The sequence below is a fragment of the Haemophilus parainfluenzae genome, from assembly GCF_900450995.1.
Classification (GTDB): Bacteria; Pseudomonadota; Gammaproteobacteria; order Enterobacterales; family Pasteurellaceae; genus Haemophilus_D; species Haemophilus_D parainfluenzae_O.
In genome coordinates, this window is record NZ_UGHY01000002.1 from 1841672 (window position 1) to 1867537 (window position 25866).

Genomic DNA, 25866 nt, shown 5'->3' on the forward strand with positions numbered 1-25866 from the left:
AATTGATTATGACAGATTCTCAGAAAAAATTACGTATTACGGCTCGAACAGGCTATGAACCGCATTTTTCATGGTCATATTTGCACCCGAAAAATTGGGGCATTTGGCTTGGTATTTTTGTGCTTTTATTATTGGCTTTTGTACCGTTTCGTTTACGCGATAAATTAGCTGAGAAATTGGCACGTGCACTGACGAAAAAAATCGGTAAGCCACGTATTCGTGCCGAGATTAATTTGAAACTCTGTTTCCCCTATTGGACGGCAGAGCAGCGTGACAAAGTGATTGAAGAGATGTTTGTGACGGTCGCACAAGTCATGCTTGGTATTGGTGAAATTGCCATTCGTTCTAAAAAACATTTACAAAAACGTAGCGAATTCATTGGCCTTGAGCATATCAAACAAGCCAAAGCCGAAGGTCATAATATCATTTTAATGGTGCCACATGGTTGGGCGATTGATGCGTCCGGCATTATTTTACATACACATGGCATGCCGATGACATCAATGTATAACCCGCACCGAAATCCGTTGGTGGATTGGCTGTGGACTTTAGCGCGTCAACGTTTTGGTGGAAAAATGCATGCTCGCCAAAATGGTATTAAGCCGTTTTTAGCACATATCAAACAAGGTCAAATGGGATATTATCTTCCTGATGAAGATTTTGGTGCCGAGCAAAGTGTCTTTGTGGATTTCTTTGCTACTTATAAGGCGACGCTTCCTGGGTTAAACAAAATGGCAAAATTAGCGAAAGCGATGGTTATTCCAATGTTCCCACGCTATAACGCCAAGAGTGGAAAGTATGAAATGGAAATTCGCCCACCGATGCAATTAAGCGAAGATCCTGAGCAATCAGCCCGTGCGATGAACGAAGAAATTGAGTATTTCGTTACGCCAACACCCGAACAATATGTCTGGATTTTGCAGCTTCTTCGTACTCGAAAAGACGGGGAAGATATTTACCCAGATTAATCCATTTTATTTACAAAAGTGCGGTCAAAATTCACCGCACTTTTGCATTTTTATATGCTAGAATGCGAGCCTAAAAACAGGATTTTTTCTTACTCTTTTTTGAGCAATTATTTATGAACAAACAACTTGAATTAATCAAATCTTCTATCAAATCTATCCCAAATCATCCAAAAGAAGGCATTATTTTCCGTGATATCACGAGCTTACTTGAAGTGCCTGCGGCTTTTAAAGCCACAATCGATTTGATCGTTGAAAAGTATAAAGATCAAGGACTCACAAAAGTAATTGGTACTGAGTCTCGTGGATTTATTTTTGGTGCGCCAGTTGCATTAGCATTGGGCTTGCCATTTATCCCAGTTCGTAAACCGGGCAAATTACCTCGTGAAGTGATTGCACAGTCTTATCAGTTAGAATACGGTCAAGACACCCTTGAATTGCACACTGATGCCATTTCTCAAGGTGATAACGTGTTAATCATTGATGACTTGTTGGCGACGGGTGGTACAGTTGAAGCCACCGTGAAATTAGTTCAACGTTTAGGTGGTGATGTGAAACATGCTGCCTTTGTAATTAATTTGCCAGATTTAGGGGGCGAAAAACGCTTACGTGATTTAGGCATTGATTGCTACACCTTAGTGAATTTTGAAGGCCATTAATTTTTAAAGAGATGCGATGAGCTACCAAGTTTTAGCCAGAAAATGGCGACCAAAAAACTTTTCTGAAGTAGTGGGGCAAAGCCATGTACTCACTGCTTTGGAAAACGGTTTAAAAGAAAACCGTTTACATCATGCTTATTTATTTTCCGGCACTCGTGGCGTAGGTAAAACCTCCATTGCTCGTTTATTTGCGAAAGGGTTAAATTGTGTAAACGGTATTACTGCCGATCCTTGTGGTGAATGTGAAAACTGCAAAGCGATCGAAGCGGGCAACTTTATTGATTTAATTGAAATCGATGCGGCTTCTCGTACCAAAGTAGAAGATACGCGTGAGCTATTAGACAATGTGCAATATAAGCCGGTAGTAGGGCATTATAAAGTCTATCTTATCGATGAAGTCCATATGCTTTCCCGTCATTCTTTCAATGCGTTGTTAAAAACCTTGGAAGAACCACCTGAATATGTGAAATTCCTACTCGCTACAACGGATCCTCAAAAATTACCGATTACGATTTTATCCCGTTGTATGCAATTTCATCTTAAAGCATTAGATGAACCGCAAATTTCAGCGCACCTTAATCGCGTGCTTACTGCCGAAAATATTCCTTTTGATGCGCCAGCACTAGATAAATTATCCAAAGCGGCACAGGGAAGTATTCGTGATAGCTTAAGTTTAACGGATCAAGCGATAGCCATGGGCAACGGTAAAGTTTCTACTGATGTGGTGAATACCATGCTTGGGCTGTTAGATGAAGATCAGCCAATTGAAATCATTTACGCCTTACATCAAGGTAACGGTGAGCGTTTAATGAAAACCATCCAAACGGTGGCAGAAAAAGCGGGCGATTGGGATGAGTTATTGGCAGAAACAGCAGAGAAATTACATCAAATTGCCTTAATGCAGTTGCTCGCTAAAAGTGCTACGGACGAAAACGATCATCTCGGTTTTCTGGCTAAACATATTTCACCGGAAGACGTACAATTCTTCTATCAAGTAATTGTATCAGGTCGAAAAGAATTGGCTTCCGCACCAAATCGTCGGATTGGTGCAGAAATGACGTTATTGAGGGCGTTGGCATTCCACCCAAAGTTCCTTACGGCAGCACAAACGCCTAAACAAGGCGGGCTATCCCCTGAACAAAATACACTGAAAAGTGCAGTTGAAAATCAGCCTGTTTCTGGTTATGTGGATATGCCGGTGCTGTCGCAAAACATCAAAGCAAATTATTCTGCACAAGCGCAAAAGCCGATGGCTCAATCGGCGATTGTGCATTCTTCACCTTCTCAACCTGTTTCCACTCAAGCCACGTCTTCATTGAATTTAGCCAGTCTTGCGGCATTAGAAGCATTGAATCAATTAACGAAAATTGAGCAATCAGAGCGCCAACATCATCATGATGAACAGCAAGCCGCAGTGGAAGAAACCTTGCATCATCTCCAAGAGTTGGACGAGCAAAAAAATTCCCCAAAAATGACCGCACTTCCTGTGCGAGAGATGACACCACCGAAAGCTACGCAAACGAAAGCCGCGGAACCAAATCCAATGACTCAACAAGCTGACGAGTTAAAGCAAAGTATTGAGACGGTTGAAAATACTATTGATGACAATGCTGAAATGGATGCGGAAGAGCAAGAAATTCTGGATGCGGAAACCTATCGTTGGGAGTGGAGTAATCCGGATTTAGCCAAAGTAGATAGTGGTGTGCGCCCTTCTGATATTAAACAGGCAATGTTGAAAGATGTGACACCAGAATTGCGTGAGAAAATTATTCAAATTACGCAAAAACAAGATCCTTGGACGGATATTGTCGAACGTTCTGGCGTGATTGGCTTTTCAAAAGAGTTAGCATTAAATTGCTTCATTAAGTCGCAAACAGAAGATGAAATTCAACTCGGACTTCATTCTGAAAAAGCGCATTTAAAACAAGATCGAAATATTAAAAATTTAGTAGAACATCTTGAACGTTTATATGAAAAACCAGTCAAATTGTCGATTTTTGTTGAAGATTCCGATGTTTTAACACCAATGGATTACCGTAAAAAAGTTTATCAAGACTTGCGTGAACAGGCACGTACGGATTTACAGCAAGATAAAAAACTGCTTTTATTACAAAAAGAGTTTGATGCGAAGTTGGATGTCGAAAGCATTCGACCAGTCTAAAACTCATTTCTCTAAATTTTAACTTTATAAAGGAAAGAATATGGCGTTTAGCTCTCTTTTTACCCTTATTGATGACATTGCATCGATTCTTGATGATGTCGCCTTGATGACCAAAATGGCAGCCAAGAAAACCGTTGGCGTGGTAGGCGATGACTTAGCGTTAAATGCTAACCAAGTAACGGGTGCATCTTCCGATCGTGAATTACCCATTGTTTGGGCAGTCACCAAAGGATCGTTAGTCAATAAAGCCATTTTAATTCCAATTGCTTTACTGCTTTCTGCGTTTTTACCTTGGTTAATTGTGCCACTTCTGATGATTGGTGGGGCGTATTTGTGTTTTGAAGGTGTAGAGAAAATTTTACATAAATTTATTGCTCATGAAGAGCATGAAGAAAAAACAACCTTTAATGAAGCCGCTAAAATTAAAGGGGCAATTCGTACCGATTTTATTCTTTCTGCTGAAATTATCATTATTGCATTAGGTGAATTAACTGAAGCGAGCTTGCTGACACGCATTATTTCCCTTTCGGTAGTGGGTATCGGGATTACTATTTTTGTTTATGGCTTAGTAGCATTAATTGTTAGAGCGGATGATTTCGGTTTATACCTTATCAAAAAAGGTGGTGTGGCGAAGTCAATCGGGAACGCAATTTTAGTGATTATGCCTAAATTTATGCGTTCACTTAGTTTTATCGGTACGCTTGCGATGTTCTTAGTGGGTGGTGGTATTTTCGTACATAATGTCGATTTCATTCATCATTTGCTCGCTGATTATCAATTAGCAGATGGCTTATTAGGTAATGTGGCGACATTAGTCGTGGGGGTGATTGTTGGCGCAATTGCTTGTGCGATTGTATTACCCGCGATGAAATTATTCAGCAAACACTAAAAACAAGATAAAAAATAACCGCACTTTGATGTTTTTCAGAGTGCGGTTTTTTTATGGATGAAACAGATTATTGGCGAGAAGTATAATCGCCGACACAAACCCATTTATAACTGGTTAAGGCTTCTAATCCCATAGGGCCGCGAGCGTGAAGTTTTTGAGTACTTACCGCCACTTCTGCACCTAAACCAAATTGTCCTCCATCGGTAAATCGGGTACTTGCATTCACATACACGGCTGCTGCATCCACTTGATTGATAAATTGTGTGGCTAGTCGTTGATTTTCCGTTAAGATACTTTCCGAATGTTGTGTGCCATATTCACGGATGTGAGCAATTGCCGCATCCATATCTTCAACCACCACAACATTGAGATTGAGTGAACCCCATTCTTGGCGTAGTGCTTGTTCAGTCACTTCTTGCACATCAACATTTACAGCTTGAAGAATCGAAAGTGCGGTCGATTTTGCATGGAATTTTACTTTTTTCTCGGCTAAATATTTCGCGAGTTTTGGTAGGAAAGCATCAGCAATCGAGCGCTGAACTAAAAGTGTTTCTAGCGTATTACATGTACTCGGACGTTGGCATTTTGCATTGGCAATCACCGCAAGGGCTTTTTCTTGGTCAGCGCTTTCTTCCACAAAAAGATGGCAAACACCTACACCACCGACAATCACGGGAATAGTAGAATGTTGTTTACAAAGCTCATGTAAACCAGCACCACCACGAGGAATAATCATATCCACATAGCGATCCAATTTAAGTAGTTGCATCACAAGTTCACGATTCGGATCTGTAATGGCTTGGACTGCATGGCGTGGTAATCCTGCTTGTTCAAGGGCATTTTGTACCACTTCTACTAAAATTTGGTTGGAATGTTGTGTTTCTTTTCCACCACGCAAAATCACGGCATTGCCCGTTTTTAAGCAAAGGCTTGCCACATCAATGGTCACATTAGGACGTGCTTCGTAAATAGTGCCAATCACGCCAAGCGGAGTGCGAACTCGTTCGATCTTTAATCCGCTATCTAATGTACCGCCATCAATAATTTTGCCCACAGGATCGGCAAGAGAAATCACATGGCGAACATCATTCGCAATGCCTTTTAGGCGATCTTCGGTTAATAAGAGGCGATCAATTAAGGCTTCAGATAAACCACTTTGTTTCGCAATTTCAATATCTTTTTGGTTTGCGGCTAGAATACGGTCAGCTTGTTGTTCTAATTGTTCCGCAATGATACTGAGTGCATGATTTTTTTCAGTGGTGTTTAACTGCGCTAAAATAAAGGCTGCATCTTTAGCCTGTTTACCCATTTGTTCTAACATATCGAATCCCTTGTTATTGCAACAAAAATATGGTGTAGCTTATCGTAAAAATGCTAAAGGTGAAATGATTAAAATTAAGGATTTTGTGAATTATGAGTAATGATTTATCATCTAGTCAGTTTATATCCAGTAAGTAGGGTGCGATTTGAGAATTTATAAACCCTAGGTAAGTCTTAATATTTCTTAAACAATAAAATAAAGGTTTGTATGACATTATTTGAAGAGTGTGTAGAAGCTCTTTCAGACGATTTTAGCCTCTTATCAGAGGAAAAAGAGAAAGAGGTTCTAAATATTTTTTATAAATATCCATTTGAGTATGGAAATATAAATAAATTAAAGGAAGGTATTGTTAGTTTAGAATTTGATAAATTGATTAAATTGGTTGAAGAAAAAGTAAAATCTTCAGAAGTTTATGTTTTAGCCGATATAAATGTAGTACCTATTTTTAAAACTAATCTATTCTTAGCTTTAGAAAAAATAGATGATATATCTGCATTATCAACAAAAGTGTTTTTGCTTGGGGATGGTTATTTGGCTCAAATAGTGTCCCGAAAAACTCCATTAGATATTGTAGCCTTGAATTCTGAGTAGTTAGCGAGTCGTTTAGCATTTGAGCGGTATACAATCTAAAGTGCTAGAACATAAAATGAGTTTGATTTTTAAGAAATTTTAAAAATTTTTTAAATAGTTTTATCTTATGACTCCATCATGCAATCTCTTTAATCAGAGAAAGCTAAACATACAGCTTATCAATTATTTTGTTTTCTTCGGTAATTTATCATTTGTTTCATCTTCTTGCTCTTGGAAATCGAAAACGGGTAGTCCCCAACCAAATCGAACAGCAAGTAAACGCAGTGCAAAACCGCTGAATAAAGTCAGTAAAATCGTAAATGTATGATCTAATTGAATATGTTGTAATGCCATATACATCACAGCAGAGAAGAATGATACACTGGCGTAAAGTTCTTTTTGGAATACAAGGGGAATGCGGTTACAAAGTAAATCACGCAACACACCACCAAATGCTCCCGTCACCGTTGCTGCAATCGATGTAATGGTAAAACCATAACCCATATCAATCGCAATCTGCGCACCGATAATGGAATACACGATTAATCCTAAAGCATCTAATACCAAGAAAATGGTGCGGAAGTAGCGCATAAAATGTTTGATGAACGGCGCAATAAAAACCGTTAATACTGCCGCACCAGCTACCATGATGAAATATTCAGGATGTTTAACCCAGCCAACAGGGTAGTGCCCTAATAATACATCGCGTACTGTACCACCGCCAATCGCCGTTACACAGGCGATAATAATTACCCCGAAAATATCCATTTTTTCTCGTCCAGCGGCTAATGCGCCGGTAATTCCTTCGGCGGTAATTCCAATAATATAAAGTACGCTTAATAGCATTTTTTGTGGTTCCTAAAGTGCGGTTATTATTTTGCTTATTTTAAAAGGGAATGAGGCAAAATGCACGAAAGCCATTAAAAAAAGCCGTAAATTTTGGCATAATGACGCCTTCTTTTTCTAATCGAGAATTTTATGTCAGAAGAACAATCCAAACCCTTGGCCGCATTTCTTGCGATATTGCCAATTGGGTTGCTATTAATGGTCGATTTTTTTATAGAATCTTTGCAACTTGCTGAAAAATTGATTCCTCATTTAGCCTTTGGCGTGCTGATTGCCCAATTGCTTTGTTTAGTTGCCTTTATTAAAGGGGAAATTTGCCCAGGGCAGCGCGGACGTTTAATTAAAGCAAATGTATGTTTTGCGCTTTATTGGTTCGTTTGGCTTGGGATGAGCTTAGCCTCACCACATCATTACGTGATGACTGATATTGTCATCTTATGCGGGTTATCTGCCGTATATGCAGTGTGGAAACAACCTAAAGATGAAGTCGCTCGCTGTGGTTTTCTCTTAATGGCATCTTTGGTGAGTGGATTGGGTGTCATTGCCTATTTGATGATTTTCTTCGGCAATCCAACACCGAATTTCGTGCAATATAACCCACTGGCACAAGCTTTAATGGGCGTATTGTTAGCGAATTTATGTTTGTCTGTTTCTCGTAATCGTCTGCAAGGTTTCATTGCATTACTACCATTATTGATGATTTTACTGCTTGCGCTTAATGCGTTGGCAGTACTGATTTTTATTATTTATCAAGGCACAAGTGCGGTCGTTTTTTCGAACGTTTTCGCATACGGCATTTATTTTCTGCTTCACTTAGTTATAGCGGGTGTATTGCTCTTACACAGTGTAAATAAATGGAAACTCAGCTATAACAGCCTACTCATCTTATTCTTTATGGCTAGTAGCTTGCCAGTCTGGGCGATGTTTATTTAATGGATAAAGTAAAATCTTACGCTGCCCCGATGTTAGTCGTGGGCTGCGTGCTATTCGGTTTAGGAAGCCTGATTGTGAAATTTGTGCCAGTAGGTGGTTATGCCATTGCATTTTGGCGCTTACTCATTGCTTCTTTTATTTTCTGGTTTGTAATGAAATTAAAAAGACAGCGTTTTCCGAAAAGCCGTAAAGCGATGATGTATGCCGTATTAGCCGGAATTTTTTTAGCTTTTGATTTATCTTTTTGGCATGAAAGTGTATATTCGGTAGGGCCTGGTATTTCAACGTTGCTGAATAGCTTACAGATTTTCTTCTTGGCGGCAATTGGGTATTTATTCTTTGGCGAACGTCAAAGCAAACTACAAATGTTAAGTCTATTTTTAGCGGTTGTGGGTGTTGTCTTAATCACAGGGGAAGAACTACAACATAATTTTGAAGGGATGTACGGCATTATCATTGGGCTCATTTCTGCAGGCATGCTTGCGGCCTCAATGGTTATGATTAAAAAAGTGCACGGAGAAGAACCCACCGCTTTATTTCCATTAATGTTTATTCTGAGCCTGAGTGGTGCTTTCGTCTTAATTATTCCTTCGCTAATTTTTAATCCTGATAATCTTTATCCTACGACTTTCACCGATTGGGGATTGGTCTTCATTTATGGCGCGGTGATGCAATGTGTCGCCTGGGGCATGATTGCTTATACAATCCCTTATTTATCGTTAGGCTTAACCGGTTTATTGCTTCTTTCTGAACCAGTGGTGGCGCTCGTGATTGATTATTTTGGCTTGGATAAGCCCATCAATCATTGGCAATGGGCGGGTGCGGTGCTGACATTAGTCGCAATTTATCTTGGCTCTCAAAAAAGCAAAACCTCTTAAAACAAAAAAGTGCGGTAAATTTGATCTGCACCCCAAAAGTTGGACTCAACAAACCAACAATTGAGGTGCAGATTTTTTTATGGGTAAACACTACACAATCGAATTTAAATTACAGGTTATTCAACCTATTTTGAATGAGAAAATGAGTATTAGAGAAGCCGCGCGTTTTTACAATATTCCCTCCAACACCCTAGTCGGGACATGGTTGAAACGGTTTGAAAAAAGTGGCATAAAAGGACTGATTCCCCGTAAACCATCAGGACGACCACCAATGAAACCCAAATATGCCAGAATGCCACCGCCACCCAAAACTGAAGAAGACCGTTTACGCCTGAGAATTTTACAGCTTGAAGCGGAGGTAGCCTACCTAAAGGAGTTGAGAAGGCTCAGGCTTCAGGACGAAGCCGAGCAACGGAAATTATCCAAAGGTTAAGAACACGTTATCCGTTAAAATGGCTTTTAGGCTTTGCACAGTTAGCGCGTAGTACGTTTTTTGCGAAACGTCAGATTAAACCGGATAAGGATGAGCCGCTGAAAAAGGCCATTAAACGCATCAAAGCCAATCATCCTGATTATGGCTACCGACGTGTTCATGCCAGCTTGCCAGGCGTGAATCATAAAAAAGTTCAACGTTTAATGCAGACACTTGGGCTTCAAGTGCGGTCAAGAAAAAGCAAGAAATTTACGACCTATCGTGGCACGATAGGGGTGATTGCCCCAAATCATATTGAACGTAATTTTAGCGCAACAGCCCCGAAACAAAAATGGGTGACCGATATCACCGAGTTTAAGGCGAAAGATGGGAGTAAAGTCTATTTATCCCCAATTTTAGACTTATTTAACAATGAGATAGTCTCCTATAATCTCAGCTATTCCCCAAACTGGGCGCAAGTAGAGGACATGTTAATGCAAGCTGTCAAAGGATTAAATAAAGCTTGTGGTGTCATTTTGCATTCAGACCAGGGATGGCAATATCAAATGGTAGCTTATCGTTGAATCTTGGCTGAATATGGCATTATTCAAAGTATGTCAAGAAAAGGGAATTGCTTGGACAATGCCGCGATGGAAAGTTTCTTTGGGCGATTAAAAACGGAATGTTTTTATGGTCGAGAATTTAAAACAAAAGAAGAGATAGTTGATGCTGTCAGAGATTATTTGGATTACTATAATCATCGACGGATTCAACTAAAATTAAAAGGACTGAGTCCGATACAATATCGAAAACAATCCTTTAAATAACAGTCTAACTTTTGGGGTCAGATCAATTTCACCGCACTTTGTCTTTACATTAAACCAATTACTCAGCTGCTTTCTTTTTCAAGTATTGATAGAGCTCGTCTTTAATCCGTAATTTTTCTTTTTTCAAGTTCTCAATTTCCGTATGAGTTGCGAGTTCTATGTTATCAATCTTATTTTTGATCTCTTGGTCTAATGTATTGTGCTTTTCAAACAAGCGATCAAAATAAGCATCTTTGTTTTTAAGCTTAGTGATTAAATCGCGAAATTCAGGAAACATAGGTTACTCCTCTTGGTTAACGTTCATTTTCATTATAGAACTTTTTTTTGCTGTTTCTAGTGTCTCATTCTCAGAATTTGACAGAGATCACAAAATTAAATCATGGCTAAGGGCGGTCATAAAATTAGATGTTTTTGACGAGATTAATAAAAGAAAAATCAGGGTTTTAACTGGTTTATTTGCTCAAAGCACGCTAGAATAAAGGTATCTGTTTTATAATGAAAAATAGGGAATTCCAATGATCGATCCAAATTTACTCCGTAATAATCTGGCTGAAGTAGCAGAAAAATTAAAAGTAAAACGTAACTTTATTCTTGATACGGAAAAACTTACCACATTAGAAGAACAACGCAAAGATTTGCAAGTAAAAACTGAAACATTACAAGCAGAGCGTAACGCGCGTTCTAAAGCTATTGGTGCGGCAAAAGCACGTGGTGAAGACATTGCACCATTATTGGCTGAAGTAGATAACATGGGCGAACAGCTTAACGAAGCGAAAACTCAACTTGATGCCGTGTTAGCAGAAATCAATCAAATCGCGTTAAGCATTCCAAACATCCCGGCAGATGAAGTGCCATTAGGTAAAGATGATACTGAAAATAAAGAAATTTTACGTTGGGGTACGCCGCGTACATTTGATTTTGAGATCAAAGATCACGTGTCATTAGGTGAAGATGCCAATGGCTTAGATTTTGCAGCAGGGGCTAAATTAGCGGGTGCGCGCTTTGCGGTAATGAAAGGCCAAATTGCTAAAATGCACCGTGCATTAGCACAATTTATGCTAGATCTTCATACCGAACAACATGGTTATTTAGAAGCTTATGTACCTTATTTAGTTAACCATGCGACTCTTTATGGAACAGGTCAATTACCAAAATTTGGTGAAGATTTATTCCATACTTTAGCGCTAGAAGGTGAACAACCTTACGCATTAATCCCAACAGCGGAAGTGCCGGTCACTAACCTTGTCCGTGATGTGATTGTTGATGAAGCAGATTTGCCAATCAAAATGACTGCACATACACCATGTTTCCGTTCTGAAGCAGGATCTTATGGTCGTGATACCCGTGGTTTAATTCGTATGCACCAATTCGATAAAGTGGAAATGGTACAAATTGTAGATCCAGATAAATCTATGGAAGCGCTTGAAGAATTAACAGGCCATGCAGAAAAAGTATTACAACTTTTAAATTTACCATATCGTAAAGTATTACTTTGTACTGGTGATATGGGCTTTGGTTCTTGCAAAACTTACGACTTAGAAGTGTGGGTGCCTGCACAAGATACTTACCGTGAGATTTCTTCTTGCTCTAACATGTGGGATTTCCAAGCGCGTCGTATGCAAGCACGTTGCAAAGCGAAAGGGATAAGAAAACTCGCTTAGTGCATACATTGAATGGCTCTGGTTTGGCAGTAGGTCGTACATTAGTGGCCGTGCTTGAAAACTACCAAAATGCAGACGGTTCAATTACGGTGCCAGAAGTATTACGTCCTTACATGGGCGGATTAGAAGTGATCTGCAAATAATCAAAAATATATTAATTCAATTTAGGGCTAATTTTTATTAGCCCTTTCTTTCATTTAGAGAAATGAGATTTTTATTCTAGTCTTTGAGATAAATCCACATCAATACTCATGCGTTTAGAGGTAATCTTATAAGGTATCAATTTTTAGGAGAATAATAATGACTGATAAACGACCATTTCCATTACCAACAGGGTATTTTGCGATTCCATTAGGTTTAGGTGCCTTGTCTTTAGCTTGGCTGCATATGGGCGATACGCTCTCTTTTTCTCGGAATGTGAGTGATATTATTGGCGTAACGTCTGTTTCAGTATGGGCACTTTTCGTCTTGCTTTATATTTATAAAATGATTTATTTCTCTCACGAAGTACGCGATGAATATTGCTGTCCGATACGTTTTTCTTTTCTTGCCTTAATACCGATTACAACGATGTTAAGCGGGGATATTCTGTATCGTTGGTTTCCTCTCATTGGTGAGGGATTAATTTGGAGCGGGACAATTGGGCAATTATTGTTTGCTTCAGTTCGTATTAGTGCGTTATGGAAAGATGGCACATTTGAGGAAAAATCGACATTGCCACCGTTTTATTTGCCCTCTGTGGCGACTAACTTTACAAGTGCCTCATCATTAGCCTTACTAGGCTATCAAGATTTAGGCTATTTGTTCTTAGGTGCAGGGATGATTGCTTGGATTATTTATGAACCGGTGTTATTCCAACGTTTACGCGTGTTGCAAATTGAACCACAATTTCGTCCAACCATGGGGATCATTCTCGCCCCAGCATTCGTGGGATCCTCGGCTTACTTATCGATTAATGGGGGAGAGATCGATCTTTTCGTTAAGCTCTTATGGGGATACGGCTTTTTACAAATGTTCTTTTTAATTCGACTTTTCCCTTGGATTAGTGAAAAAGGGATGAATATTGGTTTTTGGTCTTTTTCATTCGGATTAGCTTCTTTAGCAAACGGGTCAGTTTATTTTGTTCATCATAACGTACTTAGCGGGTTGGCAAACGGTGCGTTTATCTTTGCTAACTTGATGATTGGTGGGCTAGTACTGATGACGATAGGAAAGCTCTTAAAAGGACAATTTTGGTTAAAGTAGTTTAAACAAAAAGTGCGGTTAAAAATGATCTGACCCCAAAAAGTTAGACTGTTATTTAAAGGATTGTTTTCGATATTGTATCGGACTCAGTCCTTTTAATTTTAGTTGAATCCGTCGATGATTATAGTAATCCAAATAATTTATGACAGCATCAACTATCTCTTCTTTTGTTTTAAATTCTCGACCATAAAAACATTCCGTTTTTAATCGCCCAAAGAAACTTTCCATCGCGGCATTGTCCAAGCAATTCCCTTTTCTTGACATACTTTGAATAATGCCATATTCAGCCAAGATTCAACGATAAGCTACCATTTGATATTGCCATCCCTGGTCTGAATGCAAAATGACACCACAAGCTTTATTTAATCCTTTGACAGCTTGCATTAACATGTCCTCTACTTGCGCCCAGTTTGGGGAATAGCTGAGATTATAGGAGACTATCTCATTGTTAAATAAGTCTAAAATTGGGGATAAATAGACTTTACTCCCATCTTTCGCCTTAAACTCGGTGATATCGGTCACCCATTTTTGTTTCGGGGCTGTTGCGCTAAAATTACGTTCAATATGATTTGGGGCAATCACCCCTATCGTGCCACGATAGGTCGTAAATTTCTTGCTTTTTCTTGACCGCACTTGAAGCCCAAGTGTCTGCATTAAACGTTGAACTTTTTTATGATTCACGCCTGGCAAGCTGGCATGAACACGTCGGTAGCCATAATCAGGATGATTGGCTTTGATGCGTTTAATGGCCTTTTTCAGCGGCTCATCCTTATCCGGTTTAATCTGACGTTTCGCAAAAAACGTACTACGCGCTAACTGTGCAAAGCCTAAAAGCCATTTTAACGGATAACGTGTTCTTAACCTTTGGATAATTTCCGTTGCTCGGCTTCGTCCTGAAGCCTGAGCCTTCTCAACTCCTTTAGGTAGGCCACCTCCGCTTCAAGCTGTAAAATTCTCAGGCGTAAACGGTCTTCTTCAGTTTTGGGTGGCGGTGGCATTTTTGCATATTTGGGTTTCATTGGCGGTCGTCCTGATGGTTTACGGGGAATCAGTCCTTTTATGCCACTTTTTTCAAACCGTTTCAACCATGTCCTGACTAGGGCGTTGGAAGGAATATTGTAAAAACGCGCGGCTTCTCTAATACTCATTTTCCCATTCAAAATAGGTTGAAGAACCTGTAATTTAAATTCGATTGCGTAGTGTTTACCCATAAAAAAATCTGCACCTCAATTGTTGGTTTGTTGAGTCCAACTTTTGGGGTGCAGATCAAAATGATCGCACTTTTTTATGAATTTTTAATCACAACTTATCATTTACAAAAAAACTAGACATGCCGTTTTGCTGTTGATGTAAACGCAATTTTATCTGGTCGATAACTAATACTCCCATATTGAAACGGTCGCCCATCAGCCAAATAAGTGGTACTCGTCACATTCACAACCATGTTATACTCACCTAGATTTATCGCGTTTTTTTCTTCTTCGTTTGCATAGCGAAAGACAATTTTTCGTTGTGAGTGGCTAATTTTTAATTTTAATTCGTTTTCCAAGTAGTGATAAATAGAGTGTTCTGCGATTTCTCGGCTAATAAAAGGCACGATGCGGCGATCAAAATAAGACACTTCATGCTCAACCGCTTCACCATCAATTTCACGGAGACGAGCAATGCGGTAGAAATCGATCTGATCATTGACATTAAAGATATCCATCAATTCTTCTTCGCCTTGCACAATATACAAGCTGGTTAATGTCGTTTTTACTTGGTGTGTTGAGGCACTGTTTAATTCGCTAACGGTTTTAATTTCAGAAAGCATTTGTGGCTTAGATAAGTCATGCTCTAAAACAATCGAATTTCGACCTTGTTGCTTTTGAATATAGCCATCAATTTCAAGTAGAGAAAGCGCTTTTCGAATAGTATCTTTGGAAAAACCGTAGTTTTGCATGAGTTCATTTTCACTCGGAAGTTCTTGCAATGGCGCTAAATTACCACTGTTAATTTGGGTTTTTATATCGTTATAAACCTTCTTGTACTTACTCATTTTTAATCCTTTTATCGACCGTTCGTTACATAGGTATAGCTATAGCATATCATAAAACCCAAAATGTTATACGTATAAAATGTGATAAATATCACTATTTTACGAAAATGTTTTAAACTTTTACGTAAAAGTTATTGCGTTAAAATATGTTTAGGTTAGAATGAGCCAAAATCATGACTTCCTAGAGGAAATATTATGCTTACTCGTTCAAGTGGTGTTCTTATGCACATTACCTCGCTACCAAATGCATTCGGTATTGGTAGTTTTGGGCAATCAGCTTATGAGTTTGTTGATTTTTTAGTTGAAACTAAACAAACGTATTGGCAAATTCTTCCACTTACCACCACCAGTTATGGTGATTCACCTTATCAATCTTTCTCTGCAATTGCAGGTAATACTCACCTTATTGATTTTGATTTATTAGCTCAAATGGGATTATTGAAAGAAGCTGATTATGCATCAGTCAATTTTGGTGAAGATCCAACTAGTGTGGATTATGAACGAATCTTCTATGCGCGCCGTCCAATTTTAGAAACGGCAGTGAAAAATTTTTTAGCGAATCAATCATTCCAAGTTGATTTCAAGAATTTTGAGAAAAACAACCGCTTGTGGCTAGACGATTTTGCTGAGTTTATGGCAATTAAAGAGCATTTCGGCAATCAAGCATTGCAGAAATGGGATGATAAAAAAGCGGTAGCGCGTGATCCAAAAACATTAGAAAAATATCGTACTATGTTAGCGGATCAAATTCAGTACTTTAAAGTGACGCAATATTTCTTCTTCAAACAATGGAGCGAATTAAAAGATTACGCGAATCAAAGGGGCATTAAGATTATCGGTGATATGCCGATTTATGTGGCGGCAGATAGCGTAGAAGTTTGGACAAAACCGGAACTCTTCCAATTAGATAAAGAACGTAACCCACTTTTTGTCGCAGGGGTTCCTGCTGATCAATTCAGTGCAACGGGGCAGCTTTGGGGTAACCCGCTTTACGATTGGGAAGAGCATAAAAAACAAGGCTATGCGTGGTGGATTCATCGTATTGAAGAAAGCTTCAAAATTTATGATGTACTTCGCATTGACCATTTCAAAGGTTTTTCCGATTATTGGCAAGTGGATGGAAAAGCCGATATTGCCAAATATGGTAGTTGGCAGCCAGGTCCAGGCTATGATTTATTTAAAGCTGTTAAAGAGCAATTGGGCAATTTACCGATTATTGCCGAAGATTTAGGTAATATTGATGATAAAGCCAGAAAACTGCTTGCAGATTGTAATTACCCAGGCATGAAGATCCTACAATTTGGTTTTGAAGATATCAGCGGAAAAAGCTTAGATAGCCCGCATTATTGCATACCGCATTCTATTGCTTATACAGGCACGCATGATAATGATGTGACCAATGGTTGGTATAACGGTCTTACCGCCCAACAGCAGCAATATATCAATGATTATACGCACCGTCATAATGATGAGTTGATTTGCCAAGCAATGATTCGTCAGCTCTTTGCAACGGTCAGCAATACAGCGATTGCCACAATGCAAGATGTTTTAGATTTGCCTGATAGTTCAAGAATGAATGTTCCTTCAACAATTGGTGGAAACTGGCAATGGAGAATGCAGCAATCAGATTTAACACAAGATAAAAAAGACTTTTTAGCAAAAATGACCACGTTATATCAACGTGCTAATCAGGAAAACCCAATGATTAAATTTAGTACATTTGTAAAAAACGAAACCAATAAATCGCTTGAGCAATTAAGTGATAAAGAAACTTATATTCAATTATTAAATTACGTAAAAGCACTTTCTGCAGATAAACCTAAAAACACGGGTAAACGTAAGGTTTACTATATCTCAGCAGAGTTTTTAATCGGTAAATTACTTTCTAATAACTTGATTAACCTTGGTGTGTATCAAGATATTAAAGGAGAATTAGAAAGTGCGGGTAAATCATTAAGCCATATTGAAGATATTGAGCCTGAACCATCTTTAGGAAATGGTGGTTTAGGGCGTTTGGCTTCTTGTTTTATTGATTCCATGTCTACACTTGGCTTAAATGCTGAGGGGGTAGGTTTAAATTATCATTATGGGTTATTCAAACAAGTCTTCAAAAAGAATGAACAACATGCGGAGCCTAATGATTGGATTGAAGATAATTCTTGGTTAATTCCAACGGATATTAGCTATGAGGTGCCATTTAAGAAATTTACGTTAACCTCTAAACTAGATCGTATTGATATTCTAGGTTATAAGAAAGACACGAAAAACTATCTCAATTTATTTGATATTAAATCAATGAATCCTAAACTGATTAAAAAAGGTATTGAGTTTGATAAAACTGCGATTGAAGAAAATCTAACATTATTCCTTTATCCAGATGATTCAGATAAAAATGGGGAATTACTGCGTATTTATCAACAATACTTTATGGTATCAAATGCGGCACAGTTATTAATTGATGAAGCGATTGCTCGTGGCAGTAATTTACATGATTTAGCCGATTATGCGTATGTTCAGATCAATGATACTCACCCTTCAATGGTGATTCCTGAATTAATTCGCTTATTAACGGAAAAACATCAGATTAAATTTGCAGAAGCGGTTGAAATTGTACGTAATATGGTGGGCTATACCAACCATACGATTTTGGCTGAAGCGCTAGAAAAATGGCCGTTAGATTATCTAGATGAAGTGGTGCCTCATTTAGTGATGATCGTTAAAAAATTAGATAAATTAGTGCGTGCCGAGTATAAAGATCCTGCCGTACAAATTATTGATAAACAAAAACGTGTGCATATGGCGCATATGGATATCCACTTTTCAAATTCTGTGAATGGTGTGGCGGCATTACATACAGAGATTTTGAAAAATTCAGAACTTAAAGCGTTCTATGCGTTATATCCCGAAAAATTCAATAATAAGACAAACGGTATTACATTCCGCCGTTGGTTAGAGTTTTCTAACCAAGCATTAGCGGCTTACATCAAAGAATTGATTGGCGATGAGTATTTGCATGATGCAACAAAATTAGAAAAATTGTTAGCCTTTAAAGATGATAAAAAGGTTCATCAACAATTAGCGAAAATTAAGTTTGAAAACAAATTGGCATTAAAAGCATACCTTAAAGAAAATAAAGGTATTGATTTAGATGAAAATTCAATCATTGATACGCAAATTAAGCGTTTCCATGAATATAAACGCCAACAAATGAATGCGCTTTACGTGATTCATAAATATTTAGAAATTAAAGCAGGTAAATTACCAAAACGTAAAATTACCGTGATTTTCGGCGGAAAAGCGGCACCCGCTTATATCATTGCACAGGATATTATTCACTTAATTCTTTGTTTATCTGAGTTAATCAATAATGATCCTGAAGTGAATAAGTATTTAAACGTCCATTTAGTGGAAAACTATAATGTGAGCGTGGCGGAAAAACTGATTCCTGCAACCGATATTTCAGAACAAATTTCACTTGCCTCTAAGGAAGCTTCCGGTACTGGTAATATGAAATTTATGCTGAATGGCGCGTTAACCTTAGGCACAATGGACGGCGCTAATGTTGAAATTGCAGAATTAGCCGGTGCTGAAAATATCTATACATTCGGTAAAGATTCAGAAAGCATTATTAAACTTTATGAAACAGCAGGTTATGTTTCAAAAGAGTATTATGAAAACGACAAAGAGATTAAAAGAGCGGTCGATTTTATTCTGAATCCTGCCGTAGTGAAATTAGGCAATAAAACACGTTTAGAACGTCTTTATAATGAATTATTGAATAAAGACTGGTTTATGACGTTAATTGATTTTAATGCTTATGTTGAAGCGAAAGAACAAATCTTAGCCGATTATGAAGATCAAGATAGTTGGAATGAGAAAGTCGTTCACAATATCGCAAAAGCGGGCTTCTTCTCATCTGACCGCACGATCGCTCAATATAATGCAGACATTTGGCATTGTGAGGGCTAAGGGGAAGCAATGAAACTACTTACCCTGAATGTACACGCTTGGTTAGAAGCTAACCAAGCGGAAAAAATAGAGATTCTTGCTGAGACTATTGTGGAAAAGGGTTATGACATCATTGCCTTACAAGAGGTTAATCAATTGATGTCGTCTCCTGCTATTTCGCCAACGTTAAAGCAAGATAACTATGGTGTCATTCTGTTAAATAAAATCAATCAACGAGTTGCACAGAAATACTCGCTTTTTTGGAGCAATTCGCATATTGGTTACGATAAATATGATGAGGGCATTGTGTTTTTAACGCGCTTGCCCGTTTATGATGTTGATGCGTTTTATTGTAGCCAACATCAACGTCTTGACTCGATTCTCTCGCGTAAAATCATTGGCTTGACGGTAGAATATCAAGGCCAGTTAATTGAATGTTATTCTTGCCATATCAATTTGCCAAATTGTGATGATGAAAAACAACTTGATAATATTCGTTATATTGTAGAGCGAAGTCAAAGTGCGAATCTTAAAATCCTGATGGGGGATTTCAATACTGATGCAATAAGCGATCAGCAAGCTTACCAGCAGATTAAATCCTTAGGCTTATTCGATACATTTGAAATGGCAGAGCAAAAGGATAGCGGTATCACTGTGGAGAAAGCGATTGACGGTTGGAAAGGTCATAGTGAAGAAAAGCGATTAGATTATATTTTTTTAAACCAAGCAAAAAGGGTTTTATCCAGTCAGGTTATTTTTAATGGTAAAAATAAACCGATTGTTTCCGACCATTTTGGCGTAGAAGTAGCTCTCATCTTGTAGGAGAATCAATATGAAAAAAATGCTCAGTTTTGAATTTTGGCAAAAATTCGGTAAGTGCCTAATGGTTGTGATTGCTGTGATGCCAGCCGCGGGTTTAATGGTGAGTATTGGTAACTCACTGCCTTTGATTAGCGATGCGAAATGGCTAGCGCTTGTCGGAAATATTATCGCCCAAATTGGTTGGGGGATTATTGGTAACCTTCATTTATTATTTGCTTTAGCGATTGGTGGTAGCTGGGCAAATGAGCGTGCGGGTGGGGCATTTGCAGCAGGCCTGGCTTTCATTTTAATTAACTTAATTACCGGTAACTTTTTCGGTGTGAAACTTGAAATGCTAGCGGATCCAAATGCACATGTAAGTACAGTATTGGCCGGTGAAATTCCTGTGGCGAATTACTTTGTGAATGTGCTTGGGCAACCTGCGTTAAATATGGGTGTGTTCGTTGGTATTATCGCTGGTTTTGTGGGTGCAACAACTTTTAACCGTTACTACAATTTCCGTAAATTACCTGAAGTACTGACGTTCTTTAATGGTAAACGCTTCGTTCCTTTCGTTGTTATTTATCGTTCTGTATTAGTGGCGATCTTCCTATCATTATTCTGGCCTTTAGTTCAGACAGGAATTAATTATTTCGGTCAATGGATTGCTAACTCACAAAACTCAGCGCCAATTTTAGCACCATTTATTTATGGTACCTTAGAGCGTCTATTACTTCCGTTTGGTTTACACCACATGTTGACTATCCCAATGAACTATACTTCATTAGGAGGTACTTATGAATTCTTAACAGGTGTACAACAAGGTAAACAAGTATTTGGTCAAGATCCACTATGGCTAGCATGGATTTCTGACTTAATTAACCTTAAAGACGCGGGTAATGTAATCCAATATAACGAGCTACTTTCAACCGTGACACCAGCTCGATTCAAAGTAGGGCAAATGATTGGTTCAAGCGGTATCTTAATGGGCTTGACGCTCGCCATGTATATCAATGTGGATGAAGACAAGAAAAAACTCTATAAAGGTATTTTCCTTTCTTCTGCACTTGCGGTGTTCTTAACAGGTGTGACTGAACCAATTGAATACATGTTTATGTTTGTCGCATTATCACTTTATATTGTTTATGCGTTAGTACAAGGTTGTGCTTTCGCCATGGCAGATATTGTTGACTTACGTGTGCATTCATTCGGTAACATTGAGTTCTTGACACGTACACCAATGGCGATTAAAGCCGGTATCGGTATGGATGTGATTAACTTTATTTGGGTATCTATCCTCTTTGCAGTGGCTATGTTCTTTATCGCGAACTTTATGATTAAGAAATTTAATCTCGCGACAGCAGGCCGTAATGGTAACTATGATGCGAAAGGTTCAGATGAAGCTTCTAGTAATGAGCCAAAAGTTGCGGATGCTAGCGCGCAAGTTATTCAAATTATCAACTTACTTGGTGGACGTAATAATATTGCAGATGTTGATGCTTGTATGACACGTTTACGTATCACCGTACATAATCCAGAGTTAGTGGGTGATGAAGCAAGTTGGAAACAAGCCGGTGCAATGGGCTTTATCGTGAAAGGCTCTGGTATCCAAGCGATTTATGGACCAAAAGCAGATGTCTTAAAATCTGATATTCAAGACGTGCTTTCATCGGGCGTAGAAATTCCTAAAATGTAATTTAGCCTAAACATTCATTTTATCCCCGCTTTTTAAGGCGGGGATATCATATTAATACCTTATATCGATATTGCTCATCTTTAATCTATCCCCAAATACTATCAACGTAGAAAACATTTCCATAATTTCTGTACTATAAAAAAATACCACCCGTTGTGTAACGAGCGGTATTTATAGTGTTAAAAGGAAAGTGGTCATTAAATGATTAATTGACCAATAATACTGCGAGTTTCTTCTCGAACCTCGGTGAGTTTTACTTTCACTAAATCCCCGATTTTGTAACGGCGTTCCCCTTGAATATACAGTGCTAATTCATCAGCATTCACTTGCACTTCATCTTTATTCGGATGCAATGTAGAAGCTGGTACGAACATGGATGCCCCATTTTCTAATAATTGCATACGTAATCCACCACGCATCACATCTTGCACTTCTGCATCAAATTCAGCATTTTCTTCGACTTTATCAGCAAGATAGCGACAATATAACCAGTCTGCAATATCACGCTCAACTAAGCGATTTTGGCGGCGTGCTTCTTGTAACCGAGCAAGCACTTCATCTTGTGGTTTTTCACAAGCTTGCTGTGTGAGCACGGCTTTAATTAAACGATGATTCACCATATCGGAATATTTACGGATAGGCGATGTCCAGGTCGCATAACCTTCTAATCCAAGCCCAAAATGTGGAGCAAGTTCGGATTTAAACTCCGCAAAGGTTAAATAACGACGTAAACGGAATTCTAAATAATCACCTTCAATCGGTTCAATATCATGACGCATTTGGCAATAACCCTTTAAGGTTGCCAAATTTTCTACCGAATAACGCTCTGCAAGCTCGGCTTGATTTTCTTCATTAGCTAAATTTGCCATTAAGAAATTATGTGCGTTTTCTAAAAATTTCTTATCAAACCCAGAGTGCGTATTAAAAATACCAGTTTGTGCTTGTTCAGCCAAGAATTGAGCCGCACAGATATTAGCAATAATCATGGATTCTTCCACGATTTGATTTGCAATGCGTCGATATTCTGCTTTAATTTCTTTCACTTTGCCATTTTCAGCGAGAATAAAGGAGTAATCTGGTTTCTCTTTAAATAAAAGAGAATGCGTTTTACGCCATTGAATACGTGCTTTAGTAAATTGATGTAGCCAATCAATTTGCTGTGCAATTTCTGGTGTTTCCGGTTGCCATGCGTTATCCGCCTGTTCTAAATAATCCGACACTTTGTTGTAAGCCAATTTCGCTTTAGATTGAACATAAGCCGAAACAAAATGCGGTTTAGCTGTGATATCGCCTTCAAGATCCGTTTCGATATAACAAACAAGGGCTGGACGCGTTTCATTTGCGATTAACGAACATAATTCATCAGATAATTCGCGTGGCAACATTGGGATGTTAAAGCCTGGCAAATAATTAGTGAAACAACGCTGTTTCGCATCTTTTTCAATTTGTGAATCTAATGCAATGTAAGCCGTAGGATCTGCAATCGAAACGACTAATCGCCAGCCGGTTTGGGTACCATTTTGTTCGATAGGTTCGATGTAAAGAGCATCGTCCATATCTTGCGTGCTTTCAGAGTCAATAGTGACAAAATGAAGTGCGGTCAGATCTTCGCGAGTTTGTTGATCTAATATTTCATAACTTTCTGCACCTTGCACAGGATGACGAGATTGCTCATGACGTGCTAATGTCACCCACCAAGGGGCTAATTCATCATCAGCACGGCAGATAAATTGATTGATAGTGGCATAGAAAAAGCGATCATCACGTAATGGGTGCGTTTTTAAATTAGCAACCACCCAATCGCCCTCTTGTAATTCTTCTTTGACGGATTTAGCTTGTTGCGCACCAATGGGTTGGTTGATACTTGGGTGATCTACTAAAACTTGCAATTTCTTGTCTTTATTGAACCGCACTTTGGCAATAAAGCGCGTGAGCATTGGCTCAATTAATTCTTCAGGTTCAGCTTGTTCTTTATCGCCTTGCTTTTCAATGGTGGCTTTGATTTTGTCACCGTGCATCACTTTTTTCATTGAGGGTGGGGCAATAAAGTAGCTTTTTTTATCGCACTCTAAAAAACCATAGGCTTTATCAGTACTTTTTACCACGCCTTCAACGTGTTCTTTGCTATCGTGGATTTGTTGCTTAAGTTGTGCGAGTAATGGATTATCTTGGAACATAGTTATATTTAAAAAAGAGAAAAGGCAGACTGAAAAGCCTGCCTAAAAATAGATTGTACGAAAAATTATTCTTCGCCTAATTCGCCCATTGCGGTGATGCTGAAACCTGCATCAACATGAACGATCTCACCAGTAATACCCGATGCTAAATCAGAGCATAAAAATGCCGCTGAGTTACCCACATCTTCGATAGTGACAGTGCGACGTAATGCAGCGGTTTTCTCAAAGGTAGAAAGCATTTTCTTGAAGTTTTTAATACCTGATGCCGCTAAAGTACGGATTGGACCCGCAGAAATCGCATTCACACGAATACCTTCTTTACCTAAATCCGCTGCCATTACGCGAGTTGCCGCTTCAAGAGACGCTTTCGCTAAACACATGACGTTGTAGTTAGGAATTGCACGCTCAGCACCTAAGTAAGAAAGGGTTAACAACGCTGCATTTGGATTTAAGTAAGGACGTGCCGCTTGTGCCATAGCAACGAAACTGAATGCACTGATGTCGTGAGCAATACGGTAGCCTTCACGAGTTGCTGCGTTTACATAATCACCATCTAATTGGTCGCCTGGTGCGAATGCGATAGCGTGTACGAAACCATCAAATTTTTCCCAACGTTTGCTTAATTCAGCAAAGCAGTTTTGGATGCTTTCATCGGTCGCTACGTCTAAAGGTAATACGATGTCAGAACCAAATTCTTTTGCAAATTCTTCTACGCGTGGTTGTAATTTATCATTTAAATAAGTGAAAGCAAGCTCAGCGCCTTGTTCTTTCATTGCTTTTGCGATCCCGTAAGCGATAGAACGGTTGCTTGCAAGACCTGTCACTAAAATACGTTTACCAGTTAAGAAACCCATATTTTTTCCTATGTTTGAGTTAAAAAATCGACGAGATTATACTTGTTTTGTGTGCTTTCGGCAATCAATCACACTTTGTACCAGTTAGGCCGGATTATCAATATCTTTAAATTCTACATCCAAGCCATATTCAGCCGCTAGCCATTCACTTAACGCTTTAATGCCATAGCGTTCAGTCGCATGGTGACCAGCCGCAAAGAAATGAATACCTTGCTCACGAGCAGAGTGAATGGTTTGCTCCGAAACCTCACCGGTAATAAAGGCATCACAACCTTGTGCTGCAGCTAAATCAATATAGCCTTGTCCGCCACCAGTACAAATGCCAATTTTACGGATTAAGTGCGGTCCATTTTCGGTGCAAATTAATGGTTTACGGTGAAGTACTTGTTCAATACGTTGCGCAAATTCTTCAGCGGTAATGGGCTCTTTTAACGTTCCCCAAACAGGAATACTGGTTGAGCTATTTTCTAAAGGTTGAAGATCGCTAATCCCTAATAACTGAGCAAGTTTTGCATTGTTGCCTAATTCAGAGTGAACATCTAAGGGTAAATGGTAGCCATATAAATTGATGTCATTCACAAGTAAGGTTTTGATACGCTTGCCTTTCATGCCGCGAATACATGGATTTTCACTTTTCCAAAAATAGCCATGGTGGACAAGTATCGCATCAGCTTGTTGTGCAACAGCATAATCAATTAGTGCTTGGCTTGCGGTGACACCCGTGATGATCTTTTTGATATCCGCTTTGCCTTCTACTTGCAAACCGTTAGGCGCATAATCGTTAATTCTGTCTGTGCTAAGTTTTTCGTTTAGTAAACGTTCAAGTTCTAGGTTGTTCATGATTTCTAAGAAAAAAGAAAAAGGTGAGATATGGTAAGAGATTTCAAAAAAAATGGCTAGTGCAAAAGGAGTGGGGGAATGCACTAGCCAGTAGTGTGTTTGTCATAACACAAGTTTACTATCTAAAACGAGATTCATTATATAT

At 38.8% G+C, this 25866-nt stretch carries 20 protein-coding genes and 3 pseudogenes; 14 read left to right on the forward strand and 9 right to left on the reverse strand.

Features of this window, described 5'->3' with window-relative positions; genetic code table 11:
- Positions 1-8: 8 nt before the first annotated feature.
- From lpxM to DX522_RS09395, 4 genes are all read left to right on the forward strand, one after another.
- On the forward strand, positions 9-968 hold the full coding sequence (gene lpxM / locus DX522_RS09380) for a lauroyl-Kdo(2)-lipid IV(A) myristoyltransferase (protein WP_115180593.1): 960 nt from the start codon (positions 9-11) through the stop codon (positions 966-968).
- Between the two features lie 113 nt (positions 969-1081).
- Positions 1082-1624 (forward strand): adenine phosphoribosyltransferase, encoded by a 543-nt coding sequence (apt, locus tag DX522_RS09385; RefSeq protein ID WP_049367393.1) that lies wholly within the window; start codon positions 1082-1084, stop codon positions 1622-1624.
- A 16-nt stretch (positions 1625-1640) separates the two neighbouring features.
- A complete protein-coding gene (gene dnaX, locus DX522_RS09390; protein WP_115180594.1) occupies positions 1641-3785 on the forward strand; it encodes a DNA polymerase III subunit gamma/tau in 2145 nt (714 codons plus the stop codon).
- A gap of 40 nt (positions 3786-3825) precedes the next feature.
- Positions 3826-4674 (forward strand): DUF808 domain-containing protein, encoded by an 849-nt coding sequence (locus tag DX522_RS09395; protein ID WP_115180595.1) that lies wholly within the window; start codon positions 3826-3828, stop codon positions 4672-4674.
- Between the two features lie 67 nt (positions 4675-4741).
- Here the strand turns inward: DX522_RS09395 and proA are convergent, their stop codons facing one another.
- The gene (proA, locus tag DX522_RS09400) at positions 4742-5995 is read right to left on the reverse strand and encodes a glutamate-5-semialdehyde dehydrogenase (protein ID WP_115180596.1); all 1254 of its coding nucleotides are present in this window, start codon (positions 5993-5995) and stop codon (positions 4742-4744) included.
- A 207-nt stretch (positions 5996-6202) separates the two neighbouring features.
- On the opposite strand from proA, the gene DX522_RS09405 reads away from it, so the two are divergent.
- The gene (locus tag DX522_RS09405) at positions 6203-6586 is read left to right on the forward strand and encodes a hypothetical protein (RefSeq protein ID WP_115180597.1); all 384 of its coding nucleotides are present in this window, start codon (positions 6203-6205) and stop codon (positions 6584-6586) included.
- Positions 6587-6748: 162 nt separating this feature from the next.
- Here the strand turns inward: DX522_RS09405 and DX522_RS09410 are convergent, their stop codons facing one another.
- The gene (locus tag DX522_RS09410) at positions 6749-7411 is read right to left on the reverse strand and encodes a trimeric intracellular cation channel family protein (protein ID WP_115180598.1); all 663 of its coding nucleotides are present in this window, start codon (positions 7409-7411) and stop codon (positions 6749-6751) included.
- A 132-nt stretch (positions 7412-7543) separates the two neighbouring features.
- Here DX522_RS09410 and DX522_RS09415 point away from each other — a divergent pair, with 132 nt between their 5' ends.
- From DX522_RS09415 to DX522_RS09430, 4 genes and pseudogenes are all read left to right on the forward strand, one after another.
- Positions 7544-8344 (forward strand): hypothetical protein, encoded by an 801-nt coding sequence (locus DX522_RS09415; RefSeq protein WP_115180599.1) that lies wholly within the window; start codon positions 7544-7546, stop codon positions 8342-8344.
- Positions 8344-9222 carry a DMT family transporter gene (locus DX522_RS09420; RefSeq protein WP_115180600.1) on the forward strand — a complete coding sequence of 293 codons (879 nt, stop codon included), beginning with the start codon at positions 8344-8346 and terminating at the stop codon, positions 9220-9222. Before DX522_RS09415 ends, DX522_RS09420 begins: the two co-directional genes overlap by 1 nt.
- Positions 9223-9301: 79 nt before the next feature.
- Positions 9302-9655 carry a helix-turn-helix domain-containing protein gene (locus DX522_RS09425; RefSeq protein ID WP_115179798.1) on the forward strand — a complete coding sequence of 118 codons (354 nt, stop codon included), beginning with the start codon at positions 9302-9304 and terminating at the stop codon, positions 9653-9655.
- Positions 9643-10461 (forward strand): annotated as a pseudogene (locus DX522_RS09430) (IS3 family transposase). Before DX522_RS09425 ends, DX522_RS09430 begins: the two are co-directional and overlap by 13 nt.
- A gap of 58 nt (positions 10462-10519) precedes the next feature.
- Here the strand turns inward: DX522_RS09430 and DX522_RS09440 are convergent.
- The gene (locus DX522_RS09440; RefSeq protein WP_115180602.1) at positions 10520-10738 is read right to left on the reverse strand and encodes a YdcH family protein; all 219 of its coding nucleotides are present in this window, start codon (positions 10736-10738) and stop codon (positions 10520-10522) included.
- A 238-nt stretch (positions 10739-10976) separates the two neighbouring features.
- Here DX522_RS09440 and serS point away from each other — a divergent pair.
- Both serS and tehA read left to right on the forward strand, forming a co-directional pair.
- Positions 10977-12265 (forward strand): annotated as a pseudogene (gene serS / locus DX522_RS09445) (serine--tRNA ligase).
- A gap of 157 nt (positions 12266-12422) precedes the next feature.
- Positions 12423-13367, forward strand: coding sequence for a dicarboxylate transporter/tellurite-resistance protein TehA (gene tehA / locus DX522_RS09450; protein ID WP_115180603.1), 945 nt, complete (start codon positions 12423-12425; stop codon positions 13365-13367).
- 51 nt (positions 13368-13418) lie between these two features.
- Here the strand turns inward: tehA and DX522_RS09460 are convergent.
- From DX522_RS09460 to DX522_RS09470, 3 genes and pseudogenes are all read right to left on the reverse strand, one after another.
- Positions 13419-14240, reverse strand: a pseudogene (locus DX522_RS09460) (IS3 family transposase).
- Complete coding sequence (locus DX522_RS09465) at positions 14225-14578, reverse strand: helix-turn-helix domain-containing protein (protein ID WP_115180605.1); 354 nt, start codon at positions 14576-14578, stop codon at positions 14225-14227. Before DX522_RS09465 ends, DX522_RS09460 begins: the two are co-directional and overlap by 16 nt.
- A gap of 113 nt (positions 14579-14691) precedes the next feature.
- Entirely contained in the window at positions 14692-15405 is a 714-nt protein-coding gene (locus tag DX522_RS09470) for a UTRA domain-containing protein (protein WP_115180606.1), read from the reverse strand.
- Between the two features lie 195 nt (positions 15406-15600).
- Here DX522_RS09470 and malQ point away from each other — a divergent pair, with 195 nt between their 5' ends.
- Genes malQ through DX522_RS09485 form a run of 3 tightly spaced genes read left to right on the forward strand, consistent with a single transcriptional unit; the run spans position 15601 to position 21850 of the window.
- On the forward strand, positions 15601-19374 hold the full coding sequence (malQ, locus tag DX522_RS09475; RefSeq protein WP_115180607.1) for a 4-alpha-glucanotransferase: 3774 nt from the start codon (positions 15601-15603) through the stop codon (positions 19372-19374).
- A 9-nt stretch (positions 19375-19383) separates the two neighbouring features.
- Entirely contained in the window at positions 19384-20175 is a 792-nt protein-coding gene (locus DX522_RS09480; RefSeq protein WP_115180608.1) for an endonuclease/exonuclease/phosphatase family protein, read from the forward strand.
- Positions 20176-20185: 10 nt separating this feature from the next.
- Positions 20186-21850: a PTS transporter subunit IIBC gene (locus tag DX522_RS09485; RefSeq protein ID WP_115180609.1), complete on the forward strand. Its 1665-nt coding sequence runs from the start codon at positions 20186-20188 to the stop codon at positions 21848-21850.
- Between the two features lie 197 nt (positions 21851-22047).
- On the opposite strand, the gene rnb is transcribed toward DX522_RS09485, so the two are convergent.
- The 3 genes from rnb to DX522_RS09500 form a co-directional block, all read right to left on the reverse strand.
- Entirely contained in the window at positions 22048-24027 is a 1980-nt protein-coding gene (gene rnb, locus DX522_RS09490) for an exoribonuclease II (protein WP_115180610.1), read from the reverse strand.
- A gap of 65 nt (positions 24028-24092) precedes the next feature.
- Positions 24093-24881, reverse strand: coding sequence for an SDR family oxidoreductase (locus tag DX522_RS09495; RefSeq protein ID WP_115180611.1), 789 nt, complete (start codon positions 24879-24881; stop codon positions 24093-24095).
- Between the two features lie 84 nt (positions 24882-24965).
- The gene (locus DX522_RS09500; RefSeq protein ID WP_115180612.1) at positions 24966-25721 is read right to left on the reverse strand and encodes a Nif3-like dinuclear metal center hexameric protein; all 756 of its coding nucleotides are present in this window, start codon (positions 25719-25721) and stop codon (positions 24966-24968) included.
- Positions 25722-25866 lie beyond the last annotated feature (145 nt).

Coding starts and splice junctions, on each gene's coding strand:
- lpxM (WP_115180593.1), top strand. CDS start 9: ATGACAGATTCTCAGAAAAAATTACGTATTACGGCTCGAACAGGCTAT.
- apt (WP_049367393.1), top strand. CDS start 1,082: ATGAACAAACAACTTGAATTAATCAAATCTTCTATCAAATCTATCCCA.
- dnaX (WP_115180594.1), top strand. CDS start 1,641: ATGAGCTACCAAGTTTTAGCCAGAAAATGGCGACCAAAAAACTTTTCT.
- DX522_RS09395 (WP_115180595.1), top strand. CDS start 3,826: ATGGCGTTTAGCTCTCTTTTTACCCTTATTGATGACATTGCATCGATT.
- proA (WP_115180596.1), bottom strand. CDS start 5,995: ATGTTAGAACAAATGGGTAAACAGGCTAAAGATGCAGCCTTTATTTTA.
- DX522_RS09405 (WP_115180597.1), top strand. CDS start 6,203: ATGACATTATTTGAAGAGTGTGTAGAAGCTCTTTCAGACGATTTTAGC.
- DX522_RS09410 (WP_115180598.1), bottom strand. CDS start 7,411: ATGCTATTAAGCGTACTTTATATTATTGGAATTACCGCCGAAGGAATT.
- DX522_RS09415 (WP_115180599.1), top strand. CDS start 7,544: ATGTCAGAAGAACAATCCAAACCCTTGGCCGCATTTCTTGCGATATTG.
- DX522_RS09420 (WP_115180600.1), top strand. CDS start 8,344: ATGGATAAAGTAAAATCTTACGCTGCCCCGATGTTAGTCGTGGGCTGC.
- DX522_RS09425 (WP_115179798.1), top strand. CDS start 9,302: ATGGGTAAACACTACACAATCGAATTTAAATTACAGGTTATTCAACCT.
- DX522_RS09440 (WP_115180602.1), bottom strand. CDS start 10,738: ATGTTTCCTGAATTTCGCGATTTAATCACTAAGCTTAAAAACAAAGAT.
- tehA (WP_115180603.1), top strand. CDS start 12,423: ATGACTGATAAACGACCATTTCCATTACCAACAGGGTATTTTGCGATT.
- DX522_RS09465 (WP_115180605.1), bottom strand. CDS start 14,578: ATGGGTAAACACTACGCAATCGAATTTAAATTACAGGTTCTTCAACCT.
- DX522_RS09470 (WP_115180606.1), bottom strand. CDS start 15,405: ATGAGTAAGTACAAGAAGGTTTATAACGATATAAAAACCCAAATTAAC.
- malQ (WP_115180607.1), top strand. CDS start 15,601: ATGCTTACTCGTTCAAGTGGTGTTCTTATGCACATTACCTCGCTACCA.
- DX522_RS09480 (WP_115180608.1), top strand. CDS start 19,384: ATGAAACTACTTACCCTGAATGTACACGCTTGGTTAGAAGCTAACCAA.
- DX522_RS09485 (WP_115180609.1), top strand. CDS start 20,186: ATGAAAAAAATGCTCAGTTTTGAATTTTGGCAAAAATTCGGTAAGTGC.
- rnb (WP_115180610.1), bottom strand. CDS start 24,027: ATGTTCCAAGATAATCCATTACTCGCACAACTTAAGCAACAAATCCAC.
- DX522_RS09495 (WP_115180611.1), bottom strand. CDS start 24,881: ATGGGTTTCTTAACTGGTAAACGTATTTTAGTGACAGGTCTTGCAAGC.
- DX522_RS09500 (WP_115180612.1), bottom strand. CDS start 25,721: ATGAACAACCTAGAACTTGAACGTTTACTAAACGAAAAACTTAGCACA.